Source organism: Geodermatophilus sp. SYSU D00766 (assembly GCF_054049915.1).
Genome location: NZ_JBJGYI010000035.1, coordinates 1 through 11,653 on the forward strand (window position 1 = coordinate 1; position 11,653 = coordinate 11,653).

Below are 11,653 nucleotides of genomic sequence, written 5' to 3' on the forward strand. Positions count from 1 at the left end.
CGGTTCGGTTGGGGGGCCCGTTTTTTGGGGCGCCGGGGCGGGGGGGGGGGTGCCCGCCCGGCCCCTCCCGCCCTGCCCCCTCCCGCCCTGCCCACGCCACCGAGACGGAGTTCTCGTGACCACCACCAGCCCCTCCCGGGCCCGGGTCCTCGCCGCCCTCGCCCTCACCACCGCCGCCGTCCTGGCTGCCGGCTGCACCGTCGAGGTCTCCGGGCCCGACGACGTCCCCGGCCCCGGTGCACGGGAGGACGGGCCGCTGCTGCGCGCGGACGACGTCGGCCCGGACCACCGGGTGGACCCCGACCCGGCCGCGGACGACGACCTCACCCGGGCCGGCTGCCTGTCCGCCGTCGACGCGCTCGGCGCCGGCGCCACCGAGCGGTGGTCGGTGACGTTCACGACCGACGACGCGCTCGGCGGCGTCGTCGTCGCGCACACCGTCCTCGGCTTCGACGACCCCGCCGCCGCGGCCGGCGCGCTGGACGGCTGGCGGGGGACGGCGACGTCCTGCCACGCTGTCGAGCACGTCGAGCAGGACGCCACCCTGCGCCTCGACGTCACCACGGACACCGAGCCGCACGGGCGGGCGGTCACCGAGGAGGTGAACCTGGTCGCCACCGGTGAGGTGGACTCGGGCCCGGTGGACGTCGGCGTCAGCCAGTGGGTCTCCGTGGCCCGCGTCGAGGACCACCTGTCGGTGGTGCGGGTGCTCGACCTCGTCGACGACGACGCCGCCGACGAGGGCCGGCGCCTGGCGCGGATCGGCGCCGACCGGCTCGACGCCTGGGCCCGCTGACGCCGCCGGCACGCAGGAGGGAGGGAGCGTGGCCCCGCAGCACACGGTCGTCGAACCGCTCACGCTGGACCGCGCCGAGGCGCTGCTCGAGGGGAGCGAGGTCTTCACCCGCCGGTACGGCCGGGACGTGGCGGAGGGGTACCTGCCCTTCCCCGAGGCGCTCCCGGAGACGGTCCGGGTGCTGCGCGGGGGCGCCGACCCGGAGTGGTGGAGCCACCTGGTCGTCGACGGGGCGACCGGCACGGTCGTCGGCCTGGGTGGCTTCACCGGTCCGCCGGTCGACGGCGCCGTCGAGATCGGCTACGGCATCGCCCCGGCCCACCGCGGACGGGGCCACGCCACCGAGGCCGCCTGGCAGTGGGTCGACGCCGCGACCGCCCGCGGCGTGACGCTGGTGCGGGCGCACACGCTGGCCGGGGAGAACGCCTCGACCGCGGTCCTGCGGCGGCTGGGGTTCCGGCGCACCGCCGAGCTGACCGACCCCGAGGCCGGCGCCGTCTGGCGGTGGGAGCTGGCGACCGGCGCGGCGGGGCCCTGACGCTGTCCGGGCCGGGGGCTCAGGCGGCGGCGCCCGGCATCGGCGGCAGCACACCGGCCCGGGTCAGCCAGCCGAGCCAGTCCCCGAGGTGCCAGGCCTCGGACACCGCGTCCCCCGACCAGTGCAGGACGTGGGCGCCCTCGGCGGTGGTGCGGTTGCCGGTCGGCTCCACCCCCGGCAGCAGCGGCGTGGTCCCGGAGAACACGGCCTCGGCCGTCCAGCGGTGCACCGAGGTGTTCCCGTCGACGGCGTGCTCGTGCAGCTGGACGTGGATCTCGGAGAACCCGGCGCGGAACCCGGTGATGAAGTCCCGCACCTCGGTGCGGCCCATGTCGGGGAACGGGGGCCCGTGGTAGACGAGGGTGTCGGCGAAGACCTCGTCCACGGCCGACACGTCGCCCTGCTCCCAGGCGGCGATGAAGCGCGTCATCGCCTCGCGTGCCCGTTCCCTCGAGATCGTCGGACCCGTGGTCTGCGTCATGGCAGGACTCCTCCCGCGATGTGCTCGGTGGGGCGTCGTCCATGGTGCTCGCCCGCTCGGGGCGGACCAGGGTCGTCGGGCCCTCGGCCGGCCGCGGACGCGCGGACGCCCCGGCCCGCGGGTGCGGGCCGGGGCGTCCGGAGGGGGGAGGACTACCGCAGGTCGAAGCGGTCGAGCTCCATGACCTTGGTCCAGGCGGCGACGAAGTCGCGCACGAACTTCTCCTGCGCGTCGTCGGCCGAGTAGACCTCGACGATGCCGCGGAGGATGGAGTTCGAGCCGAACACCAGGTCGGCCGCGGTGGCGGTGCGCACCACGGTGCCGTCGGCGTCCGTGCCCTCGTAGACGCCCTCGGCCTCGGCCGACGTCCGCCACGAGACGCCCAGGTCGAGCAGGTTGCGGAAGAAGTCCTGCGAGAGCACGCCCGGGCGGTCGGTGAAGACGCCGTGCTGGACGCCGCCGGTGTTGGCGCCGAGCACCCGGAGGCCGCCGACGAGGAGCGTCGTCTCCTTGGCCGTCAGGCCGAGCATGTAGGCCTTGTCGACCAGCAGGGTCTCCGGGGAGATCTTGCTGCCCGGGGCGATCCAGTTGCGGAAGCCGTCGGCCCGCGTCTCGAGCCAGCGGAAGTTGTCGACGTCGGTCTGCTCCTGCGAGGCGTCGGTGCGGCCGGGGGAGAACGGCACGGTCACCTGCACGCCGGCGTCGGCGGCGGCCTTCTCGACCGCGGCGCTGCCGCCGAGGACGATCAGGTCGGCCAGCGAGACCCGCTTGCCGGTCTGCTGCTCGAACTCGCCCTTGACGCGCTCGAGCACCGGCAGCACGTCGCGGACGCCCTCGTTGGCCGCCCAGCCGATCTGCGGCTCGAGGCGGATCCGCGCGCCGTTGGCGCCGCCGCGGTTGTCGGTGCTGCGGAAGGACGCGGCGGCCGACCAGGCCGTGTGCACCAGCTGCGACACGGTGAGCCCGGAGGACAGCAGGCGCTGCTTGAGGTCGGCGATCTCCGCCTCACCCACGAGCTCGTGGTCGACCGGCGGGACGGGGTCCTGCCAGATGAGGTCCTCGGCCGGGACGTCGGGGCCGAGGTAGCGGCTCTTCGGGCCCATGTCGCGGTGCAGCAGCTTGAACCAGGCACGGGCGTAGGAGTCGGCGAAGTACTCCGGGTCGTCCCGGAAGCGCTCGGCGTAGGCCCGCAGCTCCGGGTCGACCCGCAGCGCCATGTCGGCGGTGGACATCATCGGCGGGTTCTTCTTGCCCGGGATGTGCGCGTCCGGGACCAGCTCCTGCGCCTCGGGGTTCTTCGGCTGCCACTGCTTGGCACCGGCCGGGCTGGTGACGAGCTCCCAGTCCCAGCCGAACAGGGTCTCCCAGTAGGAGTTGTCCCACTGGGTCGGCGTCGGGGTCCAGGCGCCCTCGAGGCCGCTGGTGATGGTGTCGGCGCCCTTACCGGTGCCCTGCGGGTTGTGCCAGCCGAGCCCGTTGCCGTGCACGGGGCAGCCCTCGGGCTCCGGGCCGAGCAGGGACGGGTCGCCGTTGCCGTGCGTCTTGCCGAAGGTGTGGCCGCCGGCGATCAGCGCGACGGTCTCCTCGTCGGTCATGCCCATCCGGCGGAAGGTCTGCTTGATGTCGTGCCCGGAGCCCATCGGGTCGGGCTGGCCCTTGGGGCCCTCGGGGTTGACGTAGATCAGGCCCATGGTGACGTTGGCCAGTGGACCCTCGTCCAGGTTGAGCGGCTCGTCACCCGCGTAGCGCTCGTCGCCGAGCCAGGTGTCCTCGGGGCCCCAGAAGACCTCCTCGGGCTGCCAGGTGTCCTCGCGGCCGAAGGCGAAGCCGAACGTCGGCAGGCCCATGTCGTCGTGCGCGACGTTGCCGGCCAGCACGAGCAGGTCGGCCCAGGAGAGCTTGCGGCCGTACTTCTGCTTGATCGGCAGCAGCAGGCGGCGGGCCTTGTCGAGGCTGGCGTTGTCCGGCCAGCTGTTGAGCGGCGCGAAGCGCTGGGCGCCCTGCCCGCCGCCACCGCGGCCGTCGGCGATGCGGTAGGTGCCGGCCGCGTGCCAGGACATGCGGATGAAGAGCGGGCCGTAGTGGCCCCAGTCGGCCGGCCACCAGTCCTGCGAGGTGCGCATCAGCTCGCGCAGGTCGCGCTTGAGCTCCTCGACGTCGAGCTCGGCGAAGGCTGCCTTGTAGTCGAAGTCCTCGCCCAGCGGGTCGGAGTCCCTCGAGGGCTTGTTCAGCACCGACAGGTCGACCTGGTTGGGCCACCAGTCGCGGTTGGTGCGCGGCCGGTGGTCGGTGTGCGCCTCCGGCGACGGGATCGCCGGGTTCTCGCTCTCGCTGGTGCTCTCGGTCGTCACCTTGTTGCGCTCGTCCTTCACGGTGTCCCTCTCTGTGCTGCTGTGGGGCGGTCGGGTGGGACGGGGGGCCGGCCGGCCGCGCAGGCCGGGCAGCGTCCCCAGTAGAGGACCTCGGCCTCGTCGACGACGAAGCCACGGGGGTCGGCGGGGGTCAGGCAGGGCGCGCTGCCGGTGGCGCAGTCGACGTCGACGATCGTGCCGCAGGACCGGCAGACCAGGTGGTGGTGGTTGTCGCCGACCCGCGCCTCGTAGCGCGCGACCGAGCCCTCCGGCTGGATGCGCCGCACCAGCCCGTGGTCGGTCAGCACCCGCAGCACGTCGTAGACGGCCTGGTGGGACACCGCACCGACGCGGGCCCGGGCGGCGCCGATCAGCGTCTCGGTGTCGACGTGGGGGTGGGCGTGCACGGCGTCGAGCACCGCCAGCCGCGGGCGGGTGACCCGCAGACCCGCCGCGCGCAGCGCGCGCTCGAGGTCTGCGGTGTCCGGCACGGCCCCATCCTCGCGGCCTGTCTTGAATCAGTCAAGAACAGGGCGGCGCGTCGGCGACCCGGCCGCGAGAGGATCCCGCGCATGACGACGTTCGTGGTGCCCTACCACCTCGACGAGCGGCTGCCCGGCCTGGTCACCGGCTTCCCGGTCGACCGCGAGCTGACCGCGCAGCTGCCGCCCGGGACGCCCTGGCAGCGCATGGCGGTCCTCTACGGGCACGTGGCCGAGGAGGTGGCTGCCGCCCCCACCCGGCCGCTGGTCGTCTCCGGGGACTGCACCACGGGCCTGGGGGTGCTCACCGGGCTGCAGCGCGCCGGCCGCGACCCCGGGATCGTCTGGTTCGACGCGCACGCCGACTTCCACACCGAGGCCACCACGACCTCCGGCTACCTGGGCGGCATGCCGCTCGCGCTGGCCGCGGGCGTGGGGACGCCGACCCTCCCGGACGCCCTCGGGCTGCGCCCGGTACCGCCGTCGCGCGTGGTGCTCGTCGACGCCCGGGACACCGACCCGCCCGAGCACGCCCTGCTGGAGCGGGCCGGTGTCCGCCGTCGTCCGGTGGCCGGCCTCGGAGCCGCCGACCTCCCCGACGGGGAGCTGTACCTGCACGTCGACCTGGACGTGTGCGACCCCGCCGACGTCCCGGACCTGCTGTTCCCCGCCTCCGGCGGCCCGCCGCTCGACGACGTCCTCGCCGCGGTCGGCCGAGTCCTGGGGACCGGGCGGGTCGCCGCGGTCGGCCTCGCCGCGACCTGGCGGGACCGCGACCGGCCGGCGCCCGCCCACGAGCGGGTCCTCGCGGCGGTGCGGGAGCTGGCCGGCAGCTGAGGCCGTCCGCCTCAGCGGCCGTCGGGTCAGCGGCCGTCGAAGAGCAGGGAGCCCAGCCCGCGGCGCAGCCCGGGGACCTCCGCCACCCTCCGCACCGCCAGCAGCGTGCCCTCGACGTAGACGTCGGGGGAGTCCCCGGCGTCGTGCCGCACCACCAGCCGCTCCCCGGCGCCGCCGAAGACGACCTCGGTCGAGACGACGAAGCCCGGCAGGCGCACCGAGTGCACGCGGGTCCCCGAGATCTCCGCCCCCCGGGCCTCGACCGGCCCGTGCAGGTCCGCGAGCGGCACGGCCGACGCCGGACGGCGCACCTCGGCGAGCAGCTCGGCCACCTCCCGGGCGGTGCCGCTGGGGACGTCCGGCTTCCCGGCGCCCGCGTAGTCGATGACCTCCCAGTGCGACAGCGTGCCGGCGGCCACCGCCGCGGCGTGCGCGAGGACGGCGGCCACGACCGAGAAGTTGCCCGCCGCGACCACCCCGACGCCGGCGTCGCGGGCCATCCGGTCGAGCCCGGCGAGGTCGTCGCCGGTGAGCCCGCTGGTGCCGACGACGGCGTGCACCCCGGCCCGGACGGCGGCCTGCACGTGCCCGGCGACGGCGGCCGGGCTGGTGTAGTCGACGAGGACGTCGACCTGCTCGGCGGCGAGCGCGTCGTCGACGCTCCCGTACACCCGGCCGTCGCTGGGGGAGGCGGTGACCTCCGACAGCGGCCGGCCCGCCGCCGAGCGGGCCACCCCCGCGGTGAGCGTCAGGTCGTCGGCGGCGTCGATCGCGGCCAGGATCGGCGGCGCCGTCCAGCCGGTCGCGCCGGCGAAGCAGACCCGGATCACCGCTCGACCGGCTACTTGATGCCGGTGCTCGCGACCCCCTGGGCGATCTGGCGCTGCAGGACCAGGAAGACGGCGAGCAGGGGCAGGATGCCGAGGACGGCCGACGCCATGGTCTCGGCGTACTGGATCGCGGAACCGCCGACCAGGCTGCTGAGCCCGACCGGGATCGTCTGCGACTTGGTCTGGGTGAGGACGAGCAGCGGCCAGAGGAAGGCGTTCCAGGACGTGATGAACGTCAGGATGGCGACCGCGGAGATCGCCGGCCTGGACAGCGGCATGACGATCCGGGAGTAGATCCGCCACCAGCTGGCACCGTCGAGCCGGGCGGCCTCGATGAGGGCCACGGGGATGGCCTTGATGAAGGAGTGGAAGACGAAGAGGGCCACGGGGAGGGCGATCGAGGGCAGGACGACCGCCCAGTAGGTCCCCAGGAGGCGGAGAGCGCGGAACTCGAGGAACTGCGGCAGGACGAGCGCCTCCACGGGCACCATCAGGCCGGCCAGGATCAGCCCGAACAAGACGTACTTGCCGCGGAAGTTGAGGTTCGCGAGGGCGAAGGCGGCCATCGAGCAGACCACCACGGTGAAGACCACCGTGAGGGTGGAGATGATGAAGCTGTTGACGTACCACCAGCCCAGCGGGCTCGAGTTCCACGCGGAGCTGTAGGCGTCGAGGTTCCAGCTGCTGCCCCAGAAGTTGGTGGGGTTCGCCGCGATCTCCTCGTTGGGCCGCAGCGACGTGATCAGGGCCCACAGGAACGGGACCAGCCAGATCAGGGCGAAGAGCGTCACGCACGTGGCGGCGAGCCGGTTGAACAGCTTCCCGCCCTGGTCCTGCTCGCCGCCCCGGCGCCGGCGTCGGGGGGCGGAGGCGGGGGTGCCGTCGGCAGGGGCGGCCATCACGGTCGACATCGTCGGGATCCCCCTCAGGCGTTCGCGGAGTTGTTGCGCCGCCGGACCAGGAACCAGCCGACGCTGACGACGACCAGGACCACGAAGTAGACCATCGTCGCGGCGGCCGCGTAGCCGCCCCGGTAGTTGGAGAACCCGGTGTCGAAGATGTACTGGATGACCGGACGCGTCGAGTAGTTCGGGCCACCGGCCAGCAGGATGTAGATCTGGTCGAACACCTTCAGCGACGACAGGACCTGCAGGACCAGCACCAGGCCGATGGTCGAGCGCAGCAGGGGGACGGTGATCAGCCGGATCTGCTGCCACGGCGAGGCGCCGTCGAGCGTCGCGGCCTCGTAGACCTCCTCCGAGATCTCCTGGATGGCCGCGGTGTAGAGGATGAAGTTGAAGCCGAACGTCCACCACACGGTGAGCAGGGTCACGGCGAACCAGGCGCCCGAGGTGCTGCCGAAGAAGTCCGGGGCGGTCAGCCCGAACCAGCCGAAGACGTTGGTGATGAGCCCGGTCTCGGGCGTGTACATGAACGCGAAGATGAGGCACACCGCGGCCGAGGGCACGACGTACGGGGCGAAGAAGGCCAGCCGGTAGAACCCCTGGCCGCGGGAGAGCCGCGAGACGAGGACGGCGAACAGCAGCGGCAGCAGCACCAGGATCGGCGTGGTCAGCAGCGTGAACAGCGCCGAGTGCCACATCGAGGCCCAGAAGTCGGCGTTGGTCAGGACGTCGGCGTAGTTGGAGAAGCCGACCCAGTCGCCGATGCCCGCTCTCACCGTCGTGGTGTTGAACAGGCTGATCAGCAGGCCGATGACGACCGGGCCGATGAGGAAGGCGAGGTAGAGGACCAGGAACGGGGTGGCGAACAGCCAGCCCGCCCGGTTCTCCGGGCGTGGGGGCCTGCCCGCGGCGGCGGCGCGGTCCCTGACCTCGACCCCGCTCGTGGGCGCGGGGAGAGCGGTGGCGGTCATGTCGGTCTCCGTCCTACACGGGTGGCCGGGCGGTGGAGAACGTCTGCAGGCTGCTGGTCAGGCTCTCGACGCCGCCGGCGGGGTCGGTGGCGCCGGTCAGCACGCTGGCGACGACCGAGCCCATCGCGGTCTGGAAGTCCGAGCCCGCCCCGGTGTACCAACCCGGCGGGTCGTAGACCGCGTTGAAGGCCGCCTCCGTGTAGTTGCTCTGCGGCTGCAGCTCCTGGAACTCCTCGCTCTCCTGCACCGGCAGCCAGGCGGGGACGTGTCCGCCGTCCGCCCAGGTCAGGCTCTGGTCCAGCAGGCCCCGGACGAAGCGCACGGCGTCCTCGGTCCGCGCGTCCGAGCGTCCGGGGCTGCTCGGCAGGACGAGGGCGTGCGAGTCGGCGTAGGCGACCGGCTCGGGGCCGAGGAGGGCGGGGAAGGGCACGACGTTGAAGTCGAGGCCCTCGACGTCCCGGTACGTCGGGATCTGCCAGACGCCGTCGAAGAGGAAGCCGACCTCGCCGTTGCTGAAGAGGGTCGACGACGTCGTCGACGTGGCGGTGCGCGGCATCAGCGCCAGGTCCCCGGTGAGGCTCTGCAGGAAGGCGAAGGACTCCTCCATCGCGGCGCGGTCGATCGTGACCCGGGTCCCGAGATCCTCGACGATCGGTCCGGCCAGACCGGAGTAGGTCATCAGGAACAGGCGCCAGCAGGTCGAGGGGTCGACCGTGATCGAGGCGACGGCCGCGTACTCGCTGCCGGTCGAGTCCTTCATCGTCTGCAGCGCCGCGACGAAGTCGTCGCTGTTCCGCATGGGCCGCAGGTTCTCGCCGGTCTCGTCGAGCAGGCCGGCCTGCTCCGCCAGGGCGGTGTTGTAGTAGAGGACGAACGGGTGGGTGTCGAGCGGCACCGCGTAGGTGGTGCCGTCGACCGTGGCCTTCTCCCAGGCGGCCGGCGTGAACTGGTTCTCGGTGATCCCCGCCGCGGCGAACTGGTCCGCGACGGGCGTGAGCAGCCCTGCCTGCGCCAGGAGGGGGATCCGGGACAGGTGCGCGACGGTCACGTCCGGCGGTCGGCCGCTCGACGTCGAGAGCGCCAGCTTGGTGTAGAAGGGGTTGCCCCAGGAGAGCAGCGCGGCCTCCACCGACCTGCCGGACTCCTCGCGATAGGTGTCCAGCATGGTCGCCATGTTCTCGCCGTCGCCGCCGCCGAACAGGTGCCAGAAGATGACGTCGGCCGTCCTCGGCTGCGCTCCGGTGAGGCTGCTGGCGATCGGTGACGAGCACCCCGCCAGCGCGGCGGCGAGCGAGACACCGCCCCCGGCAGCGAGGAACTGACGACGCGAGAAACCGGTCATGGATTACGTCCAGTCGTAGCCCGAAATGCCGGACGGGAGGACTGTTGCACGGTCTCGTGACGACCGGCAAGCGCTGGGTCACACGGGGCTCGACGTCCCCGACCGGACGCCGGTGTCCGGCTGCTGCCGGCACCTGTCAGCATCGACGGACCGGTGCGACGTGACCACCGACGCGGTCGTCCGCGGCGTCCCGCGCCCGGACCCCCCGACCCGCTCGTCGACCCCGACCCGAGGAGTGACCATGCCCGCACGCGCGTCCGCACAGGACGGCACCCACCCCCGCCCGCAGCTGCAGCGGGAGGAGTGGACGGACCTCTGCGGGACGTGGCAGCTGGCCTTCGACGACGACCGCACCGGGGGCGGCGGGGGCTGGGCGGACCTGACCGACCTCGGCGACCGCGCCGTCTTCGACCGCGACGTCACGGTGCCCTTCCCGCCCGAGTCCGAGGCGTCGGGGGTCGCCGACCCCGGCCCGCACCCGGTGTTCTGGTACCGGCGGTCGCTGCGGCTGGCCGACGTCGCCGGTGCCGACGCGGTGCGCGAGCGCGGCCACCGCGTCGTCCTGCGGTTCGCCGCGGTGGACTACGCCGCGCGGGTGTGGCTGGACGGCACGCTGCTCGGGGAGCACGAGGGCGGCCAGACGCCGTTCTCCTTCGACGTCACCGCGCTGCTCGCGGCCGGCGGTGCCGACGCCGATGTCGACGCCGAGCACGTCCTGGTGGTGCGCGCGGAGGACGACCCGCGCGACGTCACCCAGCCGCGGGGCAAGCAGGACTGGCTCGACGAGCCGCACAGCATCTGGTACTCGCGGACCAGCGGCATCTGGCAGCCGGTGTGGTGCGAGGTCGTGCCGCCGGTCGCCGTCGAGCACCTGGCCTGGACCCCCGACGTCGCCGGCTCCGCGGTGCACCTGGGCATCACCCTGCGCGAGACGCCGGCCGAGCCGGTGACGGTGGCGGTGCGGCTGGAGCTCGACGGACAGCTGCTGGCCGAGCACCGGGTCCGCGTGGCCGAGCAGCGCACCCGCACCACCGTGGCCGTCCCCGCGCTGCAGAACGGGCAGGCCCGCCAGGACATGACCTGGTCACCCGAGACGCCCCGGCTGGTCGACGCCGTCGTGCGGGTGCTCGCCGGGGACGGCGACGGCGAGGTGCTCGACGAGGTCGGCAGCTACCTGGGGCTGCGCACCGCCGGCGTGGGGGGCCGCGCCTTCCTGCTCAACGGCCTGCCCTACTACGTGCGCTCGGTGCTGGGCCAGGGGTACTGGCCGACCTCGCACCTGGCCGCGCCGGACGCCGGGGCGCTGCGCCGCGAGGTGGAGCTGATCAAGGAACTCGGCTTCAACGCCGTGCGCGTGCACCAGAAGGTCGAGGACCCCCGCTTCCTGTACTGGTGCGACCGGCTCGGCGTCCTGGTGTGGGGCGAGACGGCCAACGCCTTCGCCTTCAGCCCCGAGGCGGTGCGCCGGCTGACCACCGAGTGGCTCGACGTCGTGCACCGCGACGTCAGCCACCCCTGCATCGTCACCTGGGTGCCGATGAACGAGAGCTGGGGCGTGCACGACGTCGCCACCGACCCCGCCCAGCAGGCCTACACCGTCGCGCTGGCCGCGCTGACCCGGGCGGTCGACCCCAGCCGGCCCGTGGTCAGCAACGACGGCTGGGAGCACACCGACAGCGACGTGTGGACGGTGCACGACTACGCCGACACCGGCGCGGTCCTCGCCGAGCGGTACGGGTCGGCGGAGCTGCTGACGGCGCTGGAGGAGTTCTGGCCGGCCGGTCGCCGCGTGCTGCTGCCCGGGGCCGTGGACCGCGAGCAGCCGCTGATGCTCACCGAGTTCGGCGGCGTGCGGTTCACCCCGGTGCCGCCGCACGAGGTGCCCGAGGAGCGCACGTGGGGGTACTCGACGGCCACCGACGCCGAGGACTTCGCCCGGCGGCTGGAGGACCTGCTCTCGGCCGTGCACGCCTCCCCGGTGCTGGCCGGGTTCTGCTACACCCAGCTCACCGACACGATGCAGGAGGCCAACGGCCTGCTCGATGAGTGGCGCGAGCCCAAGCTCCCCGTCGAGCGGCTGCGGGAGATCGTCACCGGCCGGCGTGAGCGCTGAGACCCGG

11 protein-coding genes are annotated in these 11,653 nt (G+C 73.6%); 4 read left to right on the forward strand and 7 right to left on the reverse strand.

All coding sequences use genetic code 11. From position 1 onward, the window contains the following. The first annotated feature begins 115 nt into the window (after positions 1-115). On the forward strand, positions 116-796 hold the full coding sequence (locus ACI8AD_RS20025) for a hypothetical protein (RefSeq protein ID WP_456872281.1): 681 nt from the start codon (positions 116-118) through the stop codon (positions 794-796). A 28-nt stretch (positions 797-824) separates the two neighbouring features. Beyond that, the gene (locus ACI8AD_RS20030; protein WP_456872282.1) at positions 825-1,334 is read left to right on the forward strand and encodes a GNAT family N-acetyltransferase; all 510 of its coding nucleotides are present in this window, start codon (positions 825-827) and stop codon (positions 1,332-1,334) included. Between the two features lie 19 nt (positions 1,335-1,353). Here ACI8AD_RS20030 and ACI8AD_RS20035 read toward each other — a convergent pair whose 3' ends face one another. The 3 genes from ACI8AD_RS20035 to ACI8AD_RS20045 all read right to left on the reverse strand — a co-directional run bounded on the left by ACI8AD_RS20035 (position 1,354) and on the right by ACI8AD_RS20045 (position 4,657). Then, positions 1,354-1,815 carry an ester cyclase gene (locus ACI8AD_RS20035; protein ID WP_456872283.1) on the reverse strand — a complete coding sequence of 154 codons (462 nt, stop codon included), beginning with the start codon at positions 1,813-1,815 and terminating at the stop codon, positions 1,354-1,356. A gap of 152 nt (positions 1,816-1,967) precedes the next feature. Beyond that, positions 1,968-4,187, reverse strand: a complete 2,220-nt coding sequence (katG, locus tag ACI8AD_RS20040; RefSeq protein WP_456872284.1) for a catalase/peroxidase HPI — start codon at positions 4,185-4,187, stop codon at positions 1,968-1,970. Then, the gene (locus ACI8AD_RS20045) at positions 4,184-4,657 is read right to left on the reverse strand and encodes a Fur family transcriptional regulator (protein WP_456872285.1); all 474 of its coding nucleotides are present in this window, start codon (positions 4,655-4,657) and stop codon (positions 4,184-4,186) included. Before ACI8AD_RS20045 ends, katG begins: the two co-directional genes overlap by 4 nt. Before the next feature lie 81 nt (positions 4,658-4,738). Between ACI8AD_RS20045 and ACI8AD_RS20050 the strand changes: the two genes are divergently transcribed. Next, the gene (locus ACI8AD_RS20050) at positions 4,739-5,485 is read left to right on the forward strand and encodes an arginase family protein (protein WP_456872286.1); all 747 of its coding nucleotides are present in this window, start codon (positions 4,739-4,741) and stop codon (positions 5,483-5,485) included. Between the two features lie 26 nt (positions 5,486-5,511). Here ACI8AD_RS20050 and dapB read toward each other — a convergent pair whose 3' ends face one another. The 4 genes from dapB to ACI8AD_RS20070 are packed head-to-tail and all read right to left on the reverse strand — an operon-like array spanning position 5,512 to position 9,533. Then, positions 5,512-6,315, reverse strand: a complete 804-nt coding sequence (gene dapB, locus ACI8AD_RS20055; RefSeq protein WP_456872287.1) for a 4-hydroxy-tetrahydrodipicolinate reductase — start codon at positions 6,313-6,315, stop codon at positions 5,512-5,514. Between the two features lie 11 nt (positions 6,316-6,326). Beyond that, complete coding sequence (locus tag ACI8AD_RS20060; protein ID WP_456872288.1) at positions 6,327-7,226, reverse strand: carbohydrate ABC transporter permease; 900 nt, start codon at positions 7,224-7,226, stop codon at positions 6,327-6,329. Positions 7,227-7,240: 14 nt separating this feature from the next. Beyond that, positions 7,241-8,191 carry a carbohydrate ABC transporter permease gene (locus ACI8AD_RS20065; RefSeq protein WP_456872289.1) on the reverse strand — a complete coding sequence of 317 codons (951 nt, stop codon included), beginning with the start codon at positions 8,189-8,191 and terminating at the stop codon, positions 7,241-7,243. Between the two features lie 13 nt (positions 8,192-8,204). Continuing rightward, complete coding sequence (locus ACI8AD_RS20070) at positions 8,205-9,533, reverse strand: substrate-binding domain-containing protein (protein WP_456872290.1); 1,329 nt, start codon at positions 9,531-9,533, stop codon at positions 8,205-8,207. Positions 9,534-9,774: 241 nt separating this feature from the next. Here ACI8AD_RS20070 and ACI8AD_RS20075 point away from each other — a divergent pair, with 241 nt between their 5' ends. Beyond that, positions 9,775-11,646, forward strand: coding sequence for a glycoside hydrolase family 2 protein (locus ACI8AD_RS20075; RefSeq protein ID WP_456872291.1), 1,872 nt, complete (start codon positions 9,775-9,777; stop codon positions 11,644-11,646). Positions 11,647-11,653: the final 7 nt, after the last annotated feature.

Excerpts from the sequence above, each read along its gene's own strand:
- ACI8AD_RS20075 (WP_456872291.1), top strand. The coding sequence starts at position 9,775 with ATGCCCGCACGCGCGTCCGCACAGGACGGCACCCACCCCCGCCCGCAG.
- ACI8AD_RS20065 (WP_456872289.1), bottom strand. The coding sequence starts at position 8,191 with ATGACCGCCACCGCTCTCCCCGCGCCCACGAGCGGGGTCGAGGTCAGG.
- ACI8AD_RS20035 (WP_456872283.1), bottom strand. The coding sequence starts at position 1,815 with ATGACGCAGACCACGGGTCCGACGATCTCGAGGGAACGGGCACGCGAG.
- ACI8AD_RS20070 (WP_456872290.1), bottom strand. The coding sequence starts at position 9,533 with ATGACCGGTTTCTCGCGTCGTCAGTTCCTCGCTGCCGGGGGCGGTGTC.
- ACI8AD_RS20050 (WP_456872286.1), top strand. The coding sequence starts at position 4,739 with ATGACGACGTTCGTGGTGCCCTACCACCTCGACGAGCGGCTGCCCGGC.
- ACI8AD_RS20060 (WP_456872288.1), bottom strand. The coding sequence starts at position 7,226 with ATGTCGACCGTGATGGCCGCCCCTGCCGACGGCACCCCCGCCTCCGCC.